The sequence below is a fragment of the Mesorhizobium sp. P2_F8 genome, from assembly GCF_056403655.1.
Window position 1 is genome coordinate 216,075 of sequence record NZ_JBFUFB010000012.1, and the last position, 23,039, is coordinate 239,113.

The 23,039-nt window shown below is 64.4% G+C and carries 15 protein-coding genes; 8 read left to right on the plus strand and 7 right to left on the minus strand.

Translation table 11 applies throughout. The features are described 5' to 3' along the window. Positions 1-52 precede the first annotated feature (52 nt). The 7 genes from AC1DZP_RS27340 (at position 53) to amaB (ending at position 11,428) form a co-directional block, all read left to right on the plus strand. Positions 53-3,412: a transglutaminase family protein gene (locus AC1DZP_RS27340; protein WP_477306691.1), complete on the plus strand. Its 3,360-nt coding sequence runs from the start codon at positions 53-55 to the stop codon at positions 3,410-3,412. 6 nt (positions 3,413-3,418) lie between these two features. Beyond that, positions 3,419-5,830 carry a circularly permuted type 2 ATP-grasp protein gene (locus tag AC1DZP_RS27345; RefSeq protein WP_457153363.1) on the plus strand — a complete coding sequence of 804 codons (2,412 nt, stop codon included), beginning with the start codon at positions 3,419-3,421 and terminating at the stop codon, positions 5,828-5,830. 67 nt (positions 5,831-5,897) lie between these two features. Then, the gene (locus AC1DZP_RS27350; protein ID WP_477306693.1) at positions 5,898-6,782 is read left to right on the plus strand and encodes a transglutaminase family protein; all 885 of its coding nucleotides are present in this window, start codon (positions 5,898-5,900) and stop codon (positions 6,780-6,782) included. A 99-nt stretch (positions 6,783-6,881) separates the two neighbouring features. Continuing rightward, entirely contained in the window at positions 6,882-7,973 is a 1,092-nt protein-coding gene (locus AC1DZP_RS27355; RefSeq protein ID WP_477306695.1) for a DNA topoisomerase IB, read from the plus strand. 109 nt (positions 7,974-8,082) lie between these two features. Further along, positions 8,083-8,457, plus strand: coding sequence for a YciI family protein (locus tag AC1DZP_RS27360; protein WP_095084477.1), 375 nt, complete (start codon positions 8,083-8,085; stop codon positions 8,455-8,457). Next, positions 8,454-9,728: an RNA polymerase sigma factor gene (locus AC1DZP_RS27365; protein WP_477306696.1), complete on the plus strand. Its 1,275-nt coding sequence runs from the start codon at positions 8,454-8,456 to the stop codon at positions 9,726-9,728. Before AC1DZP_RS27360 ends, AC1DZP_RS27365 begins: the two co-directional genes overlap by 4 nt. Positions 9,729-9,913: 185 nt before the next feature. Further along, positions 9,914-11,428: an L-piperidine-6-carboxylate dehydrogenase gene (gene amaB / locus AC1DZP_RS27370; protein ID WP_477306698.1), complete on the plus strand. Its 1,515-nt coding sequence runs from the start codon at positions 9,914-9,916 to the stop codon at positions 11,426-11,428. A gap of 48 nt (positions 11,429-11,476) precedes the next feature. On the opposite strand, the gene AC1DZP_RS27375 is transcribed toward amaB, so the two are convergent. From AC1DZP_RS27375 to AC1DZP_RS27395, 5 genes are all read right to left on the minus strand, one after another. Next, a complete protein-coding gene (locus AC1DZP_RS27375) occupies positions 11,477-12,343 on the minus strand; it encodes a hypothetical protein (RefSeq protein ID WP_477306700.1) in 867 nt (288 codons plus the stop codon). 150 nt (positions 12,344-12,493) lie between these two features. Then, positions 12,494-13,369 (minus strand): hypothetical protein, encoded by an 876-nt coding sequence (locus AC1DZP_RS27380; RefSeq protein WP_477306702.1) that lies wholly within the window; start codon positions 13,367-13,369, stop codon positions 12,494-12,496. Between the two features lie 171 nt (positions 13,370-13,540). Continuing rightward, on the minus strand, positions 13,541-16,825 hold the full coding sequence (locus AC1DZP_RS27385) for an efflux RND transporter permease subunit (protein WP_477306704.1): 3,285 nt from the start codon (positions 16,823-16,825) through the stop codon (positions 13,541-13,543). Next, a complete protein-coding gene (locus tag AC1DZP_RS27390) occupies positions 16,822-19,938 on the minus strand; it encodes an MdtB/MuxB family multidrug efflux RND transporter permease subunit (RefSeq protein ID WP_477306706.1) in 3,117 nt (1,038 codons plus the stop codon). The genes AC1DZP_RS27385 and AC1DZP_RS27390 overlap by 4 nt, the downstream gene beginning before the upstream one ends. Next, positions 19,935-21,308 (minus strand): efflux RND transporter periplasmic adaptor subunit, encoded by a 1,374-nt coding sequence (locus AC1DZP_RS27395; protein ID WP_477306707.1) that lies wholly within the window; start codon positions 21,306-21,308, stop codon positions 19,935-19,937. Before AC1DZP_RS27395 ends, AC1DZP_RS27390 begins: the two co-directional genes overlap by 4 nt. 81 nt (positions 21,309-21,389) lie before the next feature. Here AC1DZP_RS27395 and AC1DZP_RS27400 point away from each other — a divergent pair, with 81 nt between their 5' ends. Next, the gene (locus AC1DZP_RS27400) at positions 21,390-21,563 is read left to right on the plus strand and encodes a hypothetical protein (RefSeq protein WP_477306709.1); all 174 of its coding nucleotides are present in this window, start codon (positions 21,390-21,392) and stop codon (positions 21,561-21,563) included. A gap of 50 nt (positions 21,564-21,613) precedes the next feature. Here AC1DZP_RS27400 and AC1DZP_RS27405 read toward each other — a convergent pair whose 3' ends face one another. Together AC1DZP_RS27405 and AC1DZP_RS27410 are read right to left on the minus strand one after the other, a co-directional pair. Beyond that, positions 21,614-22,033 carry a hypothetical protein gene (locus AC1DZP_RS27405; RefSeq protein WP_095084469.1) on the minus strand — a complete coding sequence of 140 codons (420 nt, stop codon included), beginning with the start codon at positions 22,031-22,033 and terminating at the stop codon, positions 21,614-21,616. A 112-nt stretch (positions 22,034-22,145) separates the two neighbouring features. Next, positions 22,146-22,946: an endonuclease/exonuclease/phosphatase family protein gene (locus tag AC1DZP_RS27410; protein WP_477306711.1), complete on the minus strand. Its 801-nt coding sequence runs from the start codon at positions 22,944-22,946 to the stop codon at positions 22,146-22,148. Between the last annotated feature and the right edge of the window lie 93 nt (positions 22,947-23,039).

Sequence of the window (23,039 nt, forward strand, 5' to 3'; positions counted from 1 at the left end):
ATTTGTGTCAGGGTTCAGCGAATTCGTTTGAAACGCTGAATTCCGGGGCCCCATGGCAATTCTTGCAGCTGTCTACCATCTGACCCACTACAAATATGACCGGCCGGTGGTTCTCGGGCCGCAGATCATCAGGCTGCAGCCGGCGCCGCATTCCCGTACCAAGGTGTTGAGCCATTCGCTGAAGGTCGAACCGGCCAACCACTTCGTCAATCTGCAGCAGGACCCCTACGGCAACTTCCTCGCCCGTTTCGTCTTTCCCGAGCCGGTTATGGAACTGAAGATCGAGGTCGATCTCGTCGCCGACATGACGGTCTACAATCCGTTCGATTTCTTCGTCGAGCCGTCGGCCGAGGCGTTTCCGTTCGAGTATCCGGAAGAGATCCGCGACGATCTCGCCATTTACCGCACGCCGGAGCCGGCCGGTCCGCTGCTTTCGGCCTTGCTTGGGACCATCGACCGCAGCGCAATGAACACCGTCAATTTCCTCGTTGACCTCAATGCCCGGCTGCAGCGCGAAATCGCCTATATCGTGCGCATGGAAACCGGTGTGTTCTCGCCGGAAGAGACGCTGGCCGCGAAAAAAGGCTCGTGCCGCGATTCAAGCTGGCTGCTGGTGCAGATCCTGCGCAATCTCGGCATCGCCGCGCGCTTTGTGTCCGGCTATCTGATCCAGCTCAAGCCGGATCTCGTCGCGCTGGACGGACCGCCGGGAACGGCGATAGACTTCACCGATCTGCATGCCTGGTGCGAGGTCTATCTTCCCGGCGCCGGCTGGATCGGCTTCGATCCGACCTCCGGCCTGCTGACCGGCGAGAGCCATGTGCCGCTCGCCGCCACGCCGCATTTCCGCAATGCGGCGCCGATTTCCGGCATGGCGAGCTTTGCCAATGTCGATTTCGGTTTCGAGATGCGGGTCGACCGCATCGCCGAACATCCGCGCATCACCAAGCCGTTCTCGGATGAAAGCTGGCAGGCGCTCGATGCACTCGGCAACAAGGTCGATGCAGCACTTGCGGAAGGTGACGTGCGGCTGACGATGGGCGGCGAGCCGACCTTCGTGTCGATCGACGATTTCGAATCCGCGGAGTGGAACACCGCTGCCGTCGGGCCGACCAAGCGTGAGAAGGCCGATGCGCTGATCCGGCGGTTGCGCGAGCGCTTCGCGCCGGGTGGCTTTCTCCACTACGGCCAGGGCAAATGGTATCCGGGCGAGAGCCTGCCGCGCTGGACCTTCTCGCTCTACTGGCGCGCCGATGGTGAGCCGGTGTGGAGCGACCCGTCGCTGATCGCGCGCGAAAAGAGCGCGGCCGATGTCGGACCGAAACAGGCCGAAAGCCTGCTGACCGCGATTGCCGGCGAACTCGGCATCGAAAAATCCATGGTCAGCGAAGCCTATGAGGATCCGGCCGAGTGGCTACTCAAGGAAGGCAAGCTGCCGGACAATGTCGACCCGTCCAACTCCAAGCTGGAGGATCCGGAAGAGCGCAGCCGCATGGCGAAAGTCTTCGAACGCGGGCTGACCAAGCCGTCCGGTTACGTTCTGCCGGTACAGCGCTGGAACAGCCAGGCGTCGGGACCGCGCTGGCGTTCGGAAAAGTGGAAGACGCGGCGCGGCCGGCTGTTCCTGGTGCCGGGCGATTCACCCGTCGGCTATCGCTTGCCGCTCGGTACGCTTCCCTATGTGCCGCCGGCACAGTTCCCCTACATCGTGCCGGTTGATCCGTCATTGCCGCGCGGGCAGTTGCCGGCGCGCGAGGCGATCCTGCCGGTAGCGGCTCCGGCCGAACTCGAAGGCGCGGATGAAATGGCGCGCCGCCAGCAGGCGGTGTCGTTCACCGCGGCAAGCGGTCAACAGGACCGGGTCGAGCAGGAAATCACCGAGATCGGCGGCGCGGTGCGCACCGCACTCTCGGTCGAGCCGCGCGACGGCCGGCTCTGCGTGTTCATGCCGCCGGTAGAGGCGCTGGAAGACTATCTCGAACTCGTCGCTGCCGCCGAGAATGCGGCGCGGGCCATCGGCCTGCCGGTGCATATCGAGGGTTATGGCCCGCCGCACGATCCGCGCCTCAACGTCATCCGCGTCGCACCCGATCCCGGCGTCATCGAAGTCAACATCCATCCTGCCGCCAACTGGCAGGATTGCGTGGCGACGACGACAGCGATCTATGAGGAGGCGCGTCAGACCCGGCTTGGCGCCGACAAGTTCATGATCGACGGACGCCACACCGGCACCGGCGGCGGCAATCATGTCGTGGTCGGCGGCGCGACACCCAATGACAGTCCGTTCCTGCGCCGGCCCGATTTGTTGAAGAGCCTGGTGCTGCAGTGGCAGCGGCATCCGTCGCTGTCCTACCTGTTCTCCGGCCTGTTCATCGGCCCGACCAGCCAGGCGCCGCGCTTCGACGAGGCGCGTCACGACTCCCTCTACGAGCTCGAGATCGCGATGGCGCAGGTGCCGCATCCCGACCAGGGCGCGGCACCCTTGCCGTGGCTGGTCGACCGGCTGTTCCGCAACCTGTTGACCGATGTCACGGGCAATACGCACCGCTCGGAAATCTGCATCGACAAGCTGTTTTCGCCCGACGGACCGACCGGCCGGCTCGGCCTGGTCGAGTTCCGTGGCTTCGAGATGCCGCCGAATGCGCGCATGAGCCTGGCGCAGCAGCTCTTGGTCCGTGCCATTATTGCCCGCGCGTGGAAAAACCCGCTCGACGGCCGCTTCGTGCGCTGGGGCACCTCGCTGCATGATCGTTTCATGCTGCCGCATCATGTCTGGGCGGATTTTCTCGACGTGCTCGACAATCTCAAGCTCAGCGGCTTCGAGTTCCGTCCGGAATGGTTCGATGCCCAGCTCGAATTCCGCTTCCCGTTCTGCGGCGAGGTCCAGCATGCCGGCATCAAGTTGGAGCTACGGCAGGCGCTGGAGCCGTGGCACGTGATGGGCGAGCAAGGGGCGATCGGCGGCACCGTGCGCTTCGTCGATTCCTCGGTCGAACGGCTGCAGGTCAAGACCGAGGGGCTGAACCCCGAGCGTCATGCGGTGGTCTGTAACGGCCGCATCGTGCCGATGAAGGTCACCGATAACCGCGAAGTGGCGGTGGCGGGCGTCCGCTTCAAGGCGTGGCAGCCGGCTTCGGGCCTGCATCCGGCGCTGCCGGTCAACACGCCGCTGGTGTTCGACATCTATGACCGCTGGTCGGGCCGCGCGGTCGGCGGCTGTGTCTACCATGTCGCGCATCCGGGCGGGCGCAACTACGACACCTTCCCTGTGAACGGCAACGAGGCGGAGGCACGGCGGCTCGCCCGATTCGAACCGCGCGGCCATACGCCGTCCTTCTATGTGCTGCGTGAGGAACAACCGGCGGAAGATTTCCCGATGACCCTTGACCTTCGGCGGCCGGCAAGACTCTGATCAACGATGGCAAAGGGGAATCACAAAAGGGTACGCGGCAAGCCGCAGATCCACAGCTTGCTGGAGCACTACCAGCCGATCGACGGCGTCGTCGACGAAATGGTCGATGCGTCAGGCACTCCCCGTCCGGTCTGGAAGCACTTCATCGAGGCCCTCGACGAACTCGGGGCTGAAAAGCTCGGCCAGCGCTTCGCCCGCGCCGATCAGTATCTGCGCGACGCCGGCGTTTATTACCGCGTCTATGACAAGGCCGGCGCCAATGAGCGCGAATGGCCGCTGGCGCATATTCCCCTGCTCATCGAGGACAGCGAGTGGGCCGCAATCAGCGCCGGCCTCGTGCAGCGCGCCGAACTGTTCGAGGAAACCATCGCCGATATCTACGGGCCGAACCGGCTGGTCGAAAAAGGCATCCTGCCGGCGGGGCTGATCGCCGCCAGCCCTGAATATTTGCGGCCAGTGGTCGGCACCAGGCCGGCTGGTGGCCATTTCCTGCATTTCTGTGCGTTCGAACTCGGCCGCGGGCCCGACGGCCAATGGTGGGTGCTGGGCGACCGCACCCAGGCGCCATCCGGCGCCGGCTTTGCGCTGGAGAACCGCGTCGCCACCACACGCGCGCTGTCCGATATCTACGGCGAGATGCATGTGCACCGCCTTGCCGGGTTCTTCCGCCGTTTTCGCGATGCGCTGATCGGTATGGCCAAGGAAACCGACGGCCGTGTCGCCATCCTGACGCCGGGGCCGCTCAACGAAACTTATTATGAACACGCCTATATCGCCCGCTATCTCGGCATCATGCTGCTCGAAGGCGAGGACCTGACCGTCTCCGGCGGCAGGCTGATGGTGCGCACGGTCTCCGGCCTGATGCCGATCAGCGTGCTGTGGCGGCGGCTCGATGCTGCCTTCGCCGATCCGCTCGAACTGCGCCCGGATTCGCAGATCGGCACGCCGGGCCTGGTCGAGGCGATCCGCCAGGGCGCGGTTGCGACCGTCAATGCGCTTGGCTCCGGCCTGATGGAGACGCGCGCGCTGCTCGCCTTCCTGCCCAAGATCTCGCGCGCCTTGCGGGGCGAGGAATTGCTGCTGCCTAGCGTCGCGACGTGGTGGTGCGGGCAGGCGACGGAGCGCGCGCATGTGCTGGCCAATATCGACCGCATGGTGATCGGTCCTGCGCTGTCGACACGGCTTGCCTTCGAGGATGACAACCAGACGAAGCTCGGCTCGGCGCTTTCCGCCGGGGAGCGGGCTGAGCTGGTGGCGCGCATCGAAGGCGAAGGCGGCGCCTTCGTCGGCCAGGAAGCGGTTACGCTTTCGACGACACCCGTCTTTGTCGGCGGCTGGCTGGAGCCACGGCCGGCGAGCCTGCGCGTCTATCTGGCGCGCACGCCCGAGGGCTGGACGGTGATGCCGGGCGGTTTTGCCCGCGTCGGCCTGTCGCTCGATCCGACGGCGATCGCCATGCAACGTGGCGGCCAGGCGGCGGACGTCTGGGTGGTCAGCGACAGACCGGTGGAGCGCGAGACGCTGCTGCCGCAAGAGGGTGACAGCTTCATCCGCACCAGACCGGGCAGCCTGCCCAGCCGCGCGGCGGAAAACCTGACCTGGCTCGGCCGCTACATCGAACGCTCGGAAGACACGGTGCGCATCCTGCGCGCCTATCATGTGCGGCTCGCCGAGACGTCCGACCCCGATATGCCGCTGCTCGCCGACATCCGGGATTATCTCGAGCCTTTCGGCATCGATGTCGAGACGGCGATCCCGTCGGGGCTGATCGGGACGCTGGATAGCGCCGTCTACAGCGCCGGGCAGATCCGCGACCGGTTCTCACCCGATGGCTGGCTGGCGCTCAAGGATCTGTCGAAGACCATCCATCAGTTCGCCACGACGGTGGCGCCCGGCGACGACGCGACACGGGCCATGACGGTGATCCTGCGCAAGCTCGCCGGCTTCTCCGGCCTGCTGCATGAGAACATGTACCGCTTCGCCGGCTGGCGTTTCCTCGAGATCGGCCGGCGGCTGGAGCGCGGCATCCAGATCGCCCGCACGCTGTCCCGGCTGACCGGCGCCAAGGCGCCGGACGGCGCGCTCGACATGATGCTGGAGATCGGCGACAGCGTGATGACCCACCGCCGGCAATATCCGGTGCAGGCCGGCCGGCGCACGGTGGTCGACCTCCTGGCGCTCGACCCGCTCAATCCGCGCTCCATCCTGTTCCAGCTCGAACGGCTGAAGGCAGAGATCGGCCTGCTGCCGTCGCTCGGCGGCGAGGGGCACATGTCGCCAGCGGCCAAGGAAATCCTGCAGCTCAACACCCAGATTGCCATCAAGGAGCCTTCGGACATGACGGCAAAGGCGCTGGACGATCTCGCCTATGAAATCGGCGGCCTCTACAACAGCCTCGCCAAAGCCTATTTCGGCTAGGCAGGTTCCGCAAAAGGGTCACATGGTTTTGCGACAAGACCCTGCGCCAAGACAAGAAAAGTAGCGCATGCTTTACGACATCCGGCTCCATCTCCATTACGACTATGCCGCGGCGGCGGGCGGCGGCCGCCACCAGATCCGCGTGCTGCCATCGACGATATCAGGCGTGCAGCGCGTCATCGCTGCGTCCTTGTCCTTCGCGCCGGCACCCAATGAGCGTTCGGATTTTTCGGACTTCTTCGGCAACAACGTCACCTCGATCGCCTTTCGCGACGCGCATGATGCGCTCGACATAAGGATGAGCGCACGCGTATCGGTGTCGCGGCCCGAGCCCGGGCTCGACGTGTCGCCGGATATCGGCCGGCTCAGGCAGGAGCTCGCAGCGGTGCGGTCGCTGGCGCCTGATGCACCGCATCATTTCCTGACGGGCAGCACCCATGCCGGCATCGATGGTGCGATCACCCTCTATGCGCAAGGCAGCGTCGGCGGCTCCGCAGCCGGCACGGCGATGGACCTGTGCAATCGCATCCATCGCGATTTCACCTATGACGGCGAAGCGACCACGGTGCGGACCCGGGCCAGCGACGCCTTCAGGCTGAAGCGCGGCGTCTGCCAGGACTTTTCGCACATCATGATCGCCGGCCTGCGCGGGCTCGGCATTCCAGCCGGCTATGTCAGCGGCTTCCTGCGCACCATCCCGCCGAAGGGCAAGCCTCGGCTGGAAGGCGCCGATGCCATGCATGCCTGGGTCAAGGTCTGGTGCGGGCGCGACGCCGGCTGGCAGGAATTCGATCCGACCAACGGCATGCGGGCCAGCAACGACCACATCACCGTCGGCTATGGCCGCGACTATTCGGACGTGGCGCCGATCGTCGGCGTGCTCAAGACCACCGGCGGACAGGTCGGCGAACAGGCTGTCGACGTCATTCCGGTCGTGCTCGAAAAAGCCTGAAAGCAGGCTCGGCGCCAGCGCTGTCGCCGGCTTTTCGCACGACCTTTGGAACCAGCAATCGGCCCGCAGCTTATCTACGGATATTTGCGTGGAGCAGACATGCTGCAAAAATCCGGATCGTCGCACGGCCGGCCGGCTGACGAAGATGCTGTGCCGAAGAACGGGGCGCAAACCTCGGCCGATCATGCATCGCTTACCTATGTCAGCGATGCCGAGCCCGGCATAAGGCGGCTTAAGACAGGCAAGGGGTTTTCCTACAAGGGACCGTACGGGCGGCCAATTCCCGACGTCACGCGGGCGCGCATCGAGGCCATCGTCATTCCGCCAGCCTGGACGGATGTGTGGATTTCGCCGGACGCCGACGGCCATATCCAGGCGACCGGCAGGGACCAGCGCGGACGCAAGCAGTACCGCTACCATCAGCAATGGGCCGAAGAACGCGACGGCGCCAAATATTCTAGCCTTGTCGCCTTTGCCGAAAGTCTGCCGGCCCTGCGGCGCCGGATCGACAGCGATCTGCGCCGTCGCGGCCTGCCGCTCGAGCGTGTCGTCGCCGCCGTCGTCTGGCTGCTCGACAACACGATGATCCGCGTCGGCAACGCCGCCTACGCCCGCGACAACAAGAGTTTCGGGCTGACCACATTGCGCGACCGCCACGTCGACATCGTCGGTTCAAGCCTGCGCTTCGCCTTCAAGGGAAAGTCCGGCAAGGAGTGGAAGCTCAAACTGGTCGATCGCCGCATCGCCCGGATCGTGCGCGGCGCGCAGGACCTGCCGGGCCAGAAACTGTTCCAGTATCTCGACGAAGACGGCAACAGGCGGCCGGTCCGTTCAGAGGACGTCAACTGCTATATCAGGGAGGCCGTTGGCGATGCGTTCAGCTCCAAGCACTTCCGCACCTGGGGCGGCACCATCCACGCCGCGTCACTGTTTGCGCAGACGGAATTGCCGGAAAGCCAGGCGCAGCAAAAGCGGGTGATGAACAGCGTCATCGACAAGGTCGCCGAGCGGCTGGGCAATACGCGCGCCGTCTGCCGCAAATGCTATATCCATCCGCAGGTCTTCGAGGCCTGGTCGCAAGGACGATTGCTCGACGAAATGGCGCAAGCCAACAAGCGCAAGCGCTCGATAGAGGGCCTCGATGGCGAGGAAGCTCTCGTGCTGAGATGGCTGAAGGTGCGCGAAAGCTAACCGGCGGCAAGGGCGGTTGCCAAATGCGCGGCAACCCAGACTTTTTTTATCGACGTCGTGTCGGGATCGGTCCTAGTGTTTCGTCCTTTGACAGAGAAAAGGACCAACCATGCTCTACGCAATCCTCTGCTATGCCTCCGAAGACGTCGTCAGCTCGTGGAGCAAGGCGCAGGACGATGAAGTCATAGGCAAGCTTCTCAACGTTCAGGAAAAGTACGTCCAGGCCGGACGACTTGGCCCGGTGGCGCGGCTGTTGCCGACCACGGCGGCAACGACACTGAGAAAGGTCAAGGGCGAAGCCGTCGTCATCGACGGGCCTTTCGCAGAGACCAAGGAGCAGTTCCTCGGCTTCTATACGCTCGAATGCGCGGATCTCGACGAGGCTGTCGAGTTCGCCCGTGAACTGTCCGACGTCAACCCGAGCGGCGGCTCCTACGAGATCCGGCCGGTTCAAATGTTTCACACCAACAAGATTCCCGCATGACCGAACTCGCCTGGATAAGCTCGACAATCAACACCGCCCGTCCGCAGGCGATGGGCGCGCTGCTGCGTTATTTCCGCGATCTCGATACGGCGGAGGAAGCTTTCCAGGATGCGTGTCTCAGAGCCCTGAAGAACTGGCCGCAGAACGGGCCGCCGCGTGATCCGGCGGCCTGGTTGATCTTTGTCGGCCGCAACAGCGGCATCGATGCCGTGCGCAAGCGTGCCAAGCAGGGGCCGATGCCGGAGGAAGACCAGATCTCCGACCTGGAAGATGCCGAGAGCGATATGGCCGAGCGGCTGGACGGCGCGCATTACCGCGACGACATCTTGCGGCTGCTGTTCATTTGCTGTCATCCCGATCTGTCGCCGACGCAGCAGATCGCGGTGGCGCTGCGCATCGTTTCGGGCATCACTGTCAAGCAGATCGCGCGCGCCTTCCTGGTCGGCGAAAGCGCCATGGAACAACGCATCACCCGCGCCAAGGCGCGCATTGCCGACGCCGGCGTGCCGTTCGAAACGCCAGGCGCGGTCGAGCGCTCGGAACGGCTCGCCGCTGTCGCCGCCATGGTCTACCTGATCTTCAACGAGGGCTACTCGACCAACAGCGGCGAGGCGCCGGCCCGCACGCCGCTGTGCGAGGAGGCGATCCGCCTGGCGCGGCTTTTGCTCAGGCTGTTCCAGACCGAGCCGGAGATCATGGGACTGACGGCGCTGTTGCTGCTGCAGCATGCGCGTGCGCCGGCCCGTTTCGATGAAGACGGTGAGATCGTGCTGCTTGAGGATCAGGATCGCAGCCTGTGGAGCCGCAAGATGATCGACGAGGGGCTGGCGCTGGTCGACAAGGCGCTACGCCATCGCCAACCCGGTCCCTACCAGGTGCAAGCCGCGATTGCCGCGCTGCATGCGCGAGCCGACAAGGCCGAGGACACCGACTGGGTGGAGATCGATCTGCTCTATGGCCTGCTCGAACAGATGCAGCCGTCGCCGGTAATCACGCTCAACCGCGCGGTCGCGGTCTCAAAGGTGCGTGGACCGGCAGAGGCGCTTGCCATGATCGAGCCGCTCGAACAGAGGCTTTCCGGCTATTTCCACTTCTTCGGCCTCAAGGGTGGCCTTTTGATGCAGCTTGACCGGAGCGAAGAGGCGCGTGTCGCCTTCGACCGCGCCATCGCGCTCGCCAACACGGCCGCGGAAGCCGCCCATATCCGCATGCATATCGACCGGCTGATGAAAGACGGTGCGGTACGGGGACCTGCCCGCACGGCGAAATGACTGACTTTTGGGCTGGTTCAACGGTCTGCTCTCGGCTTGGACCATGCCGGGGTGGCGATTTTCCCCTGGAACGAGTAATGCCACGCCATGACAGTGCCTGAGGTGCCTTTTCGGCACGCAGGCGACATGGCGCAAGGCTTGATCCGGCGCCATATGATGGCGACGGGATCTGAAAGGGACAAAAAATGACCATAGCGAAGGAAACGGCCGAGCTGCTGGCGAAACTGGGTGTGGCCAAGGACGCGCTTGTCGGCGGCGACCTGATCGTGCGCAGCCCGGTGACGGGTGAGCAGATCGCGGCGCTGAAGACGATCTCGCCTGCCGACGCGGCCAAGACCATCGACGCCGCGCACAAGGCGTTCCAAGCGTGGCGGATGGTGCCGGGTCCGCGGCGCGGCGAGCTGGTGCGGCTGCTCGGCGAGGAGCTGCGCACGCACAAGGCCGAGCTTGGCCGGCTGGTCTCGATCGAGGTCGGCAAGATTCCGTCCGAGGGGCTTGGCGAAGTGCAGGAGATGATCGACATCTGCGATTTCGCCGTTGGTCTGTCCCGGCAATTGTACGGCCTGACCATCGCCACCGAGCGCCCGGGCCATCGCATGATGGAAACCTGGCATCCGCTCGGCGTCGTCGGCGTCATTTCCGCCTTCAACTTTCCGGTCGCGGTGTGGTCATGGAACGCTGCCCTGGCGCTGGTCTGCGGCGACGCGGTGGTGTGGAAGCCGTCGGARAAGACACCGCTGACGGCGCTCGCCTGCGAAGCGATYTTTGCCCGYGCGGTMAAGCGTTTTGGCACCGACGCGCCGCAAGGCTTGGCACCGGTGCTGATCGGTGACCGCGCCGTCGGCGAGATCCTGGTCGATCATCCCAAGGTGCCGCTGGTATCGGCCACCGGCTCGACGCGCATGGGCCGCGACGTTGGCCCGCGGTTGGCCAAGCGCTTTGCCCGCGCGGTGCTCGAACTCGGCGGCAACAATGCCGGCATCGTCTGCCCGACCGCCGATCTCGACATGGCGTTGCGCGCGATTGCCTTCGGCGCGATGGGCACGGCGGGACAGCGCTGCACGACGCTGCGGCGCCTGTTCGTGCATGACAGCGTCTATGACGCCCTGGTTCCACGTCTCAAGAAGGCCTACGAAAGCGTCTCGGTCGGCAATCCGCTGGAGACCTCTTCACTGGTCGGGCCGCTGATCGACAAGGCTGCTTTCGACGCCATGCAGAAGGCGCTGAAGGAGGCGAGTTCACATGGCGGCAAGGTGACTGGCGGCACGCGGGTCGAGAACGGCCATCCGGACGCCTATTATGTGCATCCGGCGCTGGTCGAAATGCCGGAACAGGTTTCGCCGGTGACGGAAGAAACCTTCGCGCCGATCCTCTATGTGATGAAATATTCGGATTTCGACGCCGTGCTCGACGAGCACAACGCGGTCGGCGCCGGCCTGTCGTCGTCGATCTTCACCCGCGACCTGCAGGAATCCGAGCGCTTCCTCGGCGTCGACGGCTCGGACTGCGGCATCGCCAACGTCAACATCGGCACTTCGGGTGCCGAGATCGGCGGTGCCTTCGGCGGCGAAAAGGAAACCGGCGGTGGCCGTGAGAGCGGCTCCGATGCCTGGAAGGCCTATATGCGCCGCGCCACGAACACGGTGAACTATTCCAAGGCACTGCCGCTGGCGCAGGGCGTTTCGTTCGACATCGATTAAGGACGCCGGGGTTCCCATGCATCCCCCGCACGGGGGATGCTGCACCGATTATCTGCCTGCCGTCGAGCCGAAGGCCTCGACGAAGGCGGCATCGATGATGGCCAGCTTCACGGCCTGGGCGGTCATGTATTCGCGGTAGAAATCGGCCGACACCCACATCACCGAATTGCCGCGTTGGCCGAGCCAGCCGACGCTGCCGAGGTCCTCGGCATCACGCAGCTTGCGCCCCAGATGGGTTCGCGACAGTTTGAGCCATTTGGCGAAATCGCCGATCGAGACGATGCCGGTCGGGATTTGATCAAGTCCGGCATGATCGGGATCGACGCTCGATATCAGCCAGTCCATGACGACGCCGCCATTGTTGAGCCAGGTGAACAGGGAAAAGGTCTGCCTGGGCTCGCGGACGGGGTTGGAGGAGACCAGGCCGTCGGCCACCAGCGGCTGCACCCTGGCGAGCGCGTCGGGCCGTTCGAGGAACGTCGCCAGACGGTTCGCGCCGTCGAGGCTGTCCAGCGTGTGCAGATGCGCCATCATCCAGCCGGCGACCGTCTCCAGCGTGTTTGCTGTGGGTTGTATCGGGCGGATGCGCCCGTCCTGCGCCGTCGGCAGAAGCTCGACGAAATTGTAATGCAGCATCTCTTTGATGAAGGCGTCAGCGGTGTTGCGGCTGGCGACGGCGTTCTGGCGGATCACGTCGATGAAACGTGCCGCCGTCAGTTGCTTGCGGTAGTCATCAGGCTTCCGCCTGAAATGCAGGGCGAGGCCGATATGCGCCATCAGCCAACGCTGCTGGGTGGCGAACACCGACGAGAGCCGAGGGCTCATTCCGTAGGCCTGGATCAGCGCCTGCGCCTGGGCACGGACACAGCGATACAATGCCGGGTGGCCGGCAATAAGCTCCGAGGTCAGCGCCATTCTCCCCCTGCTCCGATTCGGCCTGACGGCTGCGAAGACCCAACCACATTTTCAGCCTTCCGCTTCTATGTCCAGAAGCAGTCCGCCGGTGCCGGTTCACAGCATCGTGGGTTTGGTGCATGACCTACGATTTCCCTGGGCAGGCCGATGTCACGGCGATTGTCGGCGGGCCTCGCTTGGCGGAAAACAGGCGTTGAAAGCGGCATCCACAATGGCCAGCTTGGCGGCCTGGACGGTCATGTACTCTTGGAAGAACGTCTTCGACACCCACATCACCGAATGGCCGCGCGGGCCGAGCCAGCCGATGCTGCCGAGATTCTCGGCCGCGCGCAGCTTGCGCGCAAGATGGGTCCTCGAGAGCTTGAGCCATCTGGCGAACTCGCCGATCGAAACCACGCTGGTCGGAATGCGGTCCAGGCCGGCATGATCGGGATCGATGCCGGACATCAGCCAGTCCATGACGATGCCGCCATTGTTGAGCCAGATGAACAGGGAAAAGGTCTGGTTGGGTTCGCGCACCGGCTTGGAGGAAAGCAGGCCATCCGCGACAAGAGGCTGCAGCCTGGCAACCATCTCGGGCCGCTCCAGGAACCTCGTCAGGCGATCGCCGCCGTCGAGCTGATCCAGCGTCTGCAGATGGGCGAGGACCCAGCCGGTAAACGTTTGCACGGTGGCCGCCGTCGGCTGCAGGGGGTGCGTGCGGCCGTCGCCACCCGACACATATTCGGCGATGTGGTAGTGCAGCATCTCCTTGATGAAAGCGTCAGCGGTGTTGCGGCTGGCCACCGCGTGCTGGTGCACGACCTCGATGAAACGCGACACCGTCAGTTCCTTGCTGCGATCGTGCGGGTCACGCCTGAAATGCATGGCAAGTCCGACATGGCCCATCAGCCAACGCTGCTGCGTGGCGAAAATGGAAGCCAACCGGGGGCTCTCTTCATAGATGCGGATCAGCGCCAGCGACTGTGCCTGAACATGGCGATGCAGGGCCGGATGGCCGGCAATGTCTTCCAGATTCAGCGCCATCCTCCTTGTGTTCCGAGCGAGCCTCTGCAACCCAGACGACGTAACCACATTTTCAGCGTTCGCTGCTTGTGTCCAGACGTTCCATCCGGTCCACAGGCATGGCAAGCAGCCGAGGCGGGCCAGGGTACAGGCCGTTGATCGCAGAGAGGAGTTCGGGCGGCGGCCGGTTTCTCATTCTCCCGGCTGTGCACTTGGCTGCCAGGGGCGCCACTTTGGCGACCGCAGCCTCTGGCACCAGCGGCCGAAGCTGTCGATATAGATGTAGATGACCGGCGTCGTGTAGAGGGTCAGGATCTGGCTCAGCTCCAGGCCGCCGACGATGGCGATGCCGAGCGGCTGGCGCAGTTCGCTGCCTTCGCCAAGGCCGATGGCCAGCGGCACGGCGCCGAACAGTGCCGCCATGGTCGTCATCATGATCGGGCGAAAGCGCAGCAGGCACGCCTGGTAGATGGCATCATGCGCCGACTTGTTCTCGTTGCGCTCGGCGGCCAGCGCGAAGTCGATCATCATGATCGCATTCTTCTTGACGATGCCGATCAGGAGGATGACGCCGATCAGCGCCATGATGCTGAATTCGATGTCGAAGGCCGACAGGGCCAGCAGCGCGCCGACGCCGGCCGAAGGCAGCGTGGAGAGAATGGTCAGCGGGTGGACGTAGCTCTCGTAGAGGATGCCGAGCACGACATAGACGGCGATGAGCGCAGCAAGGATGAGCAGCGGCTGGTCGGAGAGCGAATCCTGGAACACCCGGGCCGTGCCCTGGAAACTGCCGTGGATGGTGGCCGGCATGCCGATGCGGTCCGCCGCCGCGTTGATGGCCGCGACCCCGTCGCTGAGCGCGACGCCCGGCGCAAGATTGAACGACAGCGTGGTGGCGACGAACAGGCCCTGGTGGTTGACCGAAAGCGGCGTGCTGCCGGGGCCATAGCTCGCGACCGACGACAACGGCACCATCGTCTCGGCACCGGTGCTGACGGCCGATCCGGTCGATGCGGCAGTCTTGCCGGTGCTGGTGATGGAATTGGTCGCCTGGTTGCGCGCGGCATCCGTCGCTGCCGCCGCGGCGCTGCCGGACTGTCCCGGCGCGACGAATGTACCGGCAACCGCATTGCTCGCCTGCGAACCATGCACTGATCCGCCCGACGTGCTGACATAGACCTGTTTCAGCGCTTCGGGGTTCTGCCAGTATTGCGGCGCCACCTCCATGATGACGTGGTACTGGTTGCGCGCGACATAGATGGTGGAAACCTGGCGCTGGCCGAAGGCATCGTAGAGCGTATTGTCGATCTGGCCGACGGTGATGCCAAGGCGCGTCGCGGTGTCGCGATCGATAACGATATCCGCCTCCAGGCCCTTGTTCTGCTGGTCGCTGTTGACGTCGGTCAGCTTCGGCTCGGTCTGCAGTGCCGCCGCGAGTTTCGGCGCCCATTGCGCGAGGTCGTCGAAACTGTCGCCTTGCAGCGTGTACTGGTACTGCGCGTTCGACTGACGCCCGCCGACGCGGATATCTTGCACCGCCTGCAGGAAGAGGGTGGCGCCCGGCACCACCGCAAGTTCGCGCCGCAGCCGGGCGATCACCTGGTCGGCGGAAACCTTGCGTTCGGCCAGCGGCTTCAGCGACACGAACATCGAGCCGGAATTGGTCTGGCCGCCGCCGGTGAAGCCGACAGCGGCATCGACGGCAGGGTCCTTGCTGACGATGCCGGCGAACTGGCTGAGTTTTTGCGACATCAGCTGGAAGGAGGTTGCCTGGTCGGCCTGGATCGAGCCGACAAGCCGGCCGGTATCCTGCTGCGGAAAGAAGCCCTTGGGGATGGTGATGTAGAGATAAGCATTGAGGCAAAGCGTCGCCGCGAGCACAGCCATGATCAGCAGCGGATGGTCCAGCGCCCAGGAGAGCGACCGGCGGTAGCCGCTCAGCATGGCGTCGAAGACGCGCTCGCTGAAGCGGTAGAGACGGCCATGGCTGCGACCCTTTTCGCCGCGCAGCAGGATCGAGCACATCATCGGGGTGGTGGTCAGCGAAATCGCCAGCGAGACCAGGATTGCGGCCGACAGCGTGATTGCGAACTCGCGAAACAGCCGGCCGATGATGCCGCCCATCAGCAGGATGGGAATGAAGACGGCAATCAGCGAAAGGCTCATCGACAGCACGGTGAAGCCGACTTCCTGCGCCCCCTTGATCGCCGCCTCTATGCGGCCCATGCCCGAAGCGACGTGGCGGGAAATGTTCTCGAGCACGACAATGGCATCATCGACGACGAAGCCGGTGGCCACCGTCAGCGCCATCAGCGACAGATTGTCGATGCTGAAGCCGAGTAGGTACATGACGCCCAGCGTGCCGACCAGCGACACCGGCACCGCCACGATCGGCACCAGTGCCGAACGCAGGTCGCGCAGGAAGGCGAAGACGACCAGGATCACCAGGCCGATGGCGATCATCAGCGTCTGCGCGACTTCCCGCAGCGAAGCGCGGATGGTGGTCGAGCGGTCGACCGCCAGCGACAGATCGATGGCCGGCGAGATCGAGGCGCGCAGCGACGGCATAAGCGCCTTTACGCGGTCGACCGTGGCGATGATGTTAGCATTGGGCGAGCGGTTGAGGATGATCAACACCCCCGGCTTGCCGTTGGCAAGACCGGCATTGCGGATGTTCTCGACGGAATCGTTGACCTGGCCGACGTCTGAAAGCCGCACCGGGGCGCCGTTGCGATAGGCCACCACCAGCGAGCGATAGGCGTCCGCATGGTTGGCCTGGTCGTTGGCGTAGATCTGATAGCGCTGCGGGCCGACGTCGATGGCACCCTTGGGGCTGTGGGCGTTGGCCGAGGCGAGGGCCGCGCGCACATCCTCCAGCCCGATGCCGTAATCATAGAGCGCCTGCGGATTGAGCTCGACGCGCACCGCCGGCAGCGAACTGCCGCCCACCGACACCTCGCCAACGCCATCGACCTGCGAGAGTTTCTGCGCCAGCACGGTGCTGGCGGCATCGTACAGCTGCCCCTTCGACAGAGTGTCGGAGGTGAGGGTGAGAATGAGGATCGGCGCGTCGGCCGGATTGACCTTGCGATAGGTGGGGTTGGAATGCAGGCTCGACGGCAGGTCGGCGCGCGCCGCGTTGATCGCCGCCTGGACATCGCGCGCGGCGCCGTCGATGTCGCGGTCGAGGCCGAACTGCAACGTGATGTGCGCGCTGCCGACGCTGCTCGACGACGTCATTTCGTTGACATCGGCGATCTCGCCGAGATGCCGTTCGAGCGGGCTGGCGACCGTGTTTGCCACGACCTGCGGACTGGCGCCCGGCAGCGACGCCTGCACCGAGATCACGGGGTAGTCGACCTCGGGCAACGGCGCCACCGGCAATTGCGGAAACGCCACCAGTCCTGCCGCCAGCAGGCCGAAGGTCAGCAAGGTCGTTGCGACCGGGCGCCGGATGAAGGGAGCCGACAGGTTCATGGCGCGGCGTCCGCACCATACGCAGGCGGAAGGTCGGTGTGGACGCCTCGCAGCCGGGCGGCAAGGCGATCGAACCAGAGGTAGATAACCGGCGTCGTGAACAGCGTCAGCAACTGGCTGACGAGCAGGCCGCCGACGATGGTGAGGCCCAGCGGATGACGCAGTTCCGAGCCGACGCCGGTGCCGAGCATCAGCGGCAGCGCGCCCAGCATCGCCGCCAGCGTCGTCATCAGGATCGGGCGGAAACGCAGCAGGCAGGCCTGGTAGATGGCTTCGCGCGGCGCCTTGCCTTCGTTGCGCTGTGCGTCGAGCGCGAAGTCGATCATCATGATGGCGTTCTTCTTGACGACGCCGATCAAGAGGATGATGCCGATGATCGAGATGATGGTCAGGTCCTCGCCGGCGATCATCAGTGCCAGCAGCGCGCCGATGCCGGCCGAAGGCAGTGTCGACAAGATGGTGATCGGGTGGATGAAGCTCTCATAGAGCACGCCGAGCACGATGTAGACGGTGATCACCGCCGCCAGGATCAGGAACAGCGTGTTGTCGAGCGAAGCCTGGAATGCGCGCGCCGCTCCCTGGAAATTGGTGATGACGCTGAGTGGCATGCCGATGTCGCTTTGCGCCTGCTGGATCGCGGTGACCGCTTCGCCAAGCGACACGCCGGGTGCCAGGTTGAACGACACTGTGGTGGCGGGGAATTGCCCCATATGGGAGATTTGCAGCGGTGCGGTGGCGACGTGAGTGCTGGCGACCACGGCCAGCGGCACCGGACTGCCGCCGCTCGATGACGGCAGGTAGACGGAGGACAGCGCGTTGAGCGAATCCTGCAAAGAGGGATCTGCTTCGAGAATGACCCGGTACTGGCTGGATGTGGTGAAGATGGTCGAGACGATGCGCTGGCCGAAGGCGTCGTAGAGCGCGTTGTCGATCGTCGCCGGCGTGATGCCGAAGCGCGCCGCCTGGTCGCGGTCGATGTCGACGAAGACGGCGAGCCCGGCATCCGACAGGTCGCTGGCGACGTCGGCGATCTGCGGCAGCGTGTTCAACCTGGCCAGCAGCTTCGGCGTCCATAGCGTCAGCTCGTCTGGATTGGCGTCCTGCAGCACGAATTGATACTGCGTACGGCTGACCGTGCCGTCGATGGTCAGGTCCTGCACCGGCTGCATGTAGAGGGTGACGCCGGCCGTGGCGGCGGTCGCCTGCTTCAGCCTTGCTATGACTTGCGTGATGTCGGCGGTGCGCTTTTCATGCGGCTTGAGGTTGATCAGGATGCGGCCGACATTGAGCGTGGTGTTGGTGCCGTCGACGCCGATGAAGGATGACAGGCTGTCGACATCGGGGTCTTTCAGGATGATCGCCGCTAGTTCTTGCTGCCGCTCGGCCATCGAGGCATAGGACACCGATTGCGGCGCCTCGGTGATGGCCTGGATGACGCCGGTATCCTGCACCGGGAAGAAACCCTTTGGGATGACCACGTAGAGTGCTGCCGTCAACACCAGCGTGGCCGCCGCCACCAGAAGCATCAGCGTTTGCCGGTCGAGCACCCAGGTCAGCGCGCGGCCGTAACCCCTGATCACCCAGTCGAAGAAGTCGCGGCTGGCGCGCTGCAGGGCGTTCTCGCGCACCGCCGACAACGGCTTGAGCAGCTTGGCGCAGGCCATCGGCACCAGCGTCAGCGACACCACGGCGGAAATCAGGATGGTGGTGGCGAGCGTGATGGAAAATTCGCGGAACAGCCTGCCGACGACATCGCCCATGAAAAGCAGCGGGATCAGCACGGCGATCAGCGAGACGGTCAGCGATATGATGGTGAAGCCGATCTGCTGCGACCCCTTCAACGTCGCCTGCAGCGGCGTCGCACCCTCCTCGACATAGCGCGCGATGTTCTCGATGACGACGATGGCGTCGTCGACGACGAAGCCGGTGGCGATGGTGAGCGCCATCAGCGAGAGATTGTCGAGGCTGAAGCCGAACAGGTACATCACCCCCAGCGTGCCGACCAGCGACAAGGGCACCGAGAGGCTCGGGATGAGCGTCGCACGGGCGCTGCGCAGGAAGACGAAAATGACCAGCACGACGAGGATGACGGCGAGCGTGAGTTCGTATTCGACGTCGCGCACGGACGCGCGGATGGTGGTGGTACGGTCGGTCAGCACCTTGACGTCGACAGTGCTTGGCAGCGAGGCCTGCAATTGCGGCAGCAGCGCCTTGATGCGGTCCACCACCTCGATGACGTTGGCGCCGGGCTGGCGCTGGATGTTGACGATAATGGCCGGCGTGCTGTTCATCCAGGCCGCCAGCCTGTTGTTCTCGGTGGCGTCGACCACCGTTGCCACATCGCTCAGCCGCACCGGGGCGCCGTCCTTGTAGGCGACGATCAGCGAGCGGTATTCCTCGGCGCTTTTTAGCTGGTCGTTGGCGTTGATGGTGTAGGCCCGCGACGGCCCGTCGAAATTGCCTTTCGGCGTGTTGACGTTGGCGCTGCCCAGCGTGGTGCGCAGATCGTCGAGATTGAGGCCATAGGCGGCGAGCTTGCGCGGATCGGCCTGGACGCGCACGGCCGGGCGCTGGCCGCCGCTGAGGCTGACCAGACCAACGCCCGCCAGTTGCGAGATCTTCTGCGCCAGCCTTGTGTCGGCAAGCTGCTGCACATCGCGCAGCGGCATCGTGTCCGATGTCAGGCCGAGCGTCAGCACCGGCGCATCGGCCGGATTGACCTTGGCGTAGATCGGTGGGGCCGGCAGATCAGCCGGCAGCAGATTGCCGGCGGCGTTGATGGCCGCCTGCACCTCCTGCTCGGCGACATCGAGCGAGATCGCCAGGCTGAACTGCAGCGTGATGACCGAGGAGCCGGCCGAACTGACCGAATTCATCTGGTTCAGGTTGGCGATCTGCCCGAGCTGGACTTCCAGCGGCGCGGTGACCGAGGATGTCATGACGTCCGGGCTTGCGCCCGGGTAGAAGGTCTGCACTTGGATGGTCGGATAGTCGACTTCGGGCAGCGCCGAGACCGGCAAATAGCGGTAAGCCAGCAGGCCTGACAGCATGATGGCGACCATGAACAGCGATGTCGCCACCGGCCGCAGAATGAAGGCTCGCGACGGGCTCATTGCTGCTGCCCGGACTCCGCATGGCGATGCTTGCGGCCCTGGCCCTTGTGCCTCCCGGTGTCGTCCGGCTTCAGCGTCGAGGATACCGGCTGATCGGGTGGCTGCGTCTGCGGTTGAGGCGCTGTCCCTGCCGGTGCAGGCGCCGAGGCCTGCGGGGCTGTCTGTAACGGAGCCTGTGTCTGGCCGTCCTGTTGCAGGTTGATATGGGCTCCGTCGCGAAGCTTGTCGGCGCCGTCGACGACGATGCGGTCGCCGGGGGTCAGGTCCGCCAGGATCTCGACGTGCTCGCCATTGGTGACGCCAAGCGTGACCTTGCGCACGGAGACGGTGCTGTCGGGATTGACTAGATAGACGAAGGTGCCGGGCTGGCCGCGCTGAATCGAGGCGATCGGGGCGATTGCCACGTCCTTGTGCTCGTCCACCAGCAGCTTGATGTTGACGAACTGGTTCGGATAAAGAATGCGCGTTTCGTTGGCAAAACCCGCCCTCAGCTTGATGGTGCCGGTGCTCGGATCGATCTGGCTGTCGAAGGTTTCAAGCTGGCCGTCGGCGAGCTTCTTGTTGCCGGCGCGGTCGAAGGCGGTGGCGGGCAGCGTGGCGCCCTGCTGCAGGCGCTGCGCGATCTCCGGCAAGTCGTCCTCGGGCACGGTGAAGAGGACACTGATCGGCTGCAGCCTCGTGATGACGACAATGCCGTTGGCATCGCCCGGCGTCACGTAGTTGCCCTCATCCACCTGGCGCAAGCCGGCGCGGCCGTCGACCGGCGCCAGGATGCGGCAATTGTCGAGATTGAGGGTGGCTGTCTGAACCAAGGCCTGGTCGACCTGGATGGAGCCGGCGTCCTGCGCAACCAGGGCGACCTGCGCGTCGAGCGTCTGATGCGTCGCCGCTCCCTGGGTGACCAGTGTCTTGTCGCGTGCAAGGTCGAGCTGGGCGTCCTTCAGCATCGCTTGGTCGCGCGCTAGCTGGCCCTGGGCCTGGGCGAGTGCTGCCTGGTAGGGACGGGGATCGACCTCAGCCAACAGATCGCCCTTGGCGACGTCCTGACCCTCCTTGAAGTTCACCTGGACAAGCGGGCCGATGACCTGCGGCTTGACCGTGACGGTGGAGAGCGAGGTCACCGTGCCAAGCGCGTTGAGGGTGACGTCTATCGTGCCCTTCTCGATGGTGGCGGCGCCGATCGACATCGGTTGCGCGTTTCTTCTGCCACCGGGCTGCCTGGCCTCGACATGCGGGCGTTGGTAGAGATAGGTGCCGGTGGCGGCGACAATTGCAATAAAGATCAGCCACGGGATCCAGCCACGCGAACGGCGTTGCGCGACATTCGTTTGCAGGGGCGTCTGCAGGGGTATTTCCAACTGCTGGTCCATGGCGGCATCTCTCACCCCCATCAACCAATATGGCCGAAACCGACCCAAGTCGAATTAACAGTTGGACAGGTTTGACCGGCCATGCCGGCCGGTCTTTCGCCTCGGTTTCTGCTGTTTCTGCTGTCGCGTCATGACGGCCGGCGCGCCTGTTACATGCGCATCAGCAGGCCGCCGCCGACGGCTAGTTCGATGCCGTCGCAAATCACCGACTTCGAATGGCAGCGTTATTTTCGTCAGCTGATCATCGGCCGATGAGGCAAAGCGAAAACCGGCCGGCTTGTGCCGACCGGTTGTTCCGGGCGAGATCAACCGCAGACGCGGACTTCCTCGATCACCCTGTGGTGGTGGCGCCAGGTCCTGACCAGTTCGATATGACAGCGGTGATGCCGGTGGTAGCGGCGATATTCGCCGCCCTGGTAATCACCGAACTGTACGCTGTCGTCACCATACTGGTTATCGTAATCGCGCCGGTGGTGGCGGCGATACTCACCACCTTGATAGTCGCCAAACTGCGCGCCGTCGTTCTGATCGTCACCATATTGGTTGTCATCGTAATGACGGTCATGATGGCGGCGGATGATGATCTGGCCACCGTTGTCGGGCTGATCGTCCGATGAGTACTGGTTGTCGTCGGACTGGATAATCAAGCTTGCGGCTTGCGTTGGCGCAATGACGGCGGCCGTTGCGGCCAATGCCATCACCGAAGCCAGGAATAGGTTTTTCATATCTTGTCCTCCTAGGTTCAATCTTATGAACTCGCGGGAAGACTTAGCGTTCCAATATCGCTTTTCATAGCCGTGGACGCCAGGTTGGCCGTCATCGGCGGGACAATTTGCCTTACAGGCGCACAAATGCCGTCAGCGGCAGGTGGTCGGACGCTACCCGCGAAAGCGGCGTGTCATGCGCCTCCACGGCCGAGATCATGCCGTGCCGGTTGGCCATGATGCGGTCGAGCGCCAGCAGCGGCAGGTTCGACGGGAAGGTGGGCACTGCCGGCGGCAGCGGGCCAAAGGTGACATGCAGCGTATTCAGCGCGGAGCGGTTGCCGAGCCGCCATTCGTTGAGATCGCCGAGCAGGAGCGTCGGCGTGGCATCGGGGCTGTTCATGATATCCAGCACGACGCGGGCCTGCTGCGAACGGGACCGGCGCAGCAAACCGAGATGGGCGGCGATGACGCGCAGGGTCCGATTTCCGTCAAGATCGATCTCCGCCACCACGGCGCCGCGCGGCTCCAGCCCCGGCAGCCTGATCTGATGCACGTCGCGGACGACGCCCTTCTTGAACAGCAGGACATTGCCATGCCAGCCATGCCCCTTGCCATTGGCTGCGATCGGCACCGGTACCAGGCCGGTTTCATGTTCCAGGCGAGACAGGTCGAGAAGCCCGTCACGGTCGCCGAAGCGGTTGTCGGCTTCCTGCAGTGCAATCACGTCAGGATCGATTTCGCGGATGACGCGGCTGGTCCGGTCGGGATCGAACTTCCTGTCGAGGCCGATGCATTTGTGGACGTTGTAGGAGGCAACCAGCGTTCCGGTTGTGCCTGTCCGCTTGGGCGCACCGGCGTTTGCCTTCCGCATCCTGCGGTCGCGAATGGATAGAAGCATGCTTGCCGGAAGGCTGCGTCCAGTTCTGTGCATATCCGTGCTGCTCGTCCTCGCTGGCTTCAATTCGGAACCGGGCTACAGTCAAAATAGGCGCCGTCGGCATATATTCCATGACAGGCAGGCTTC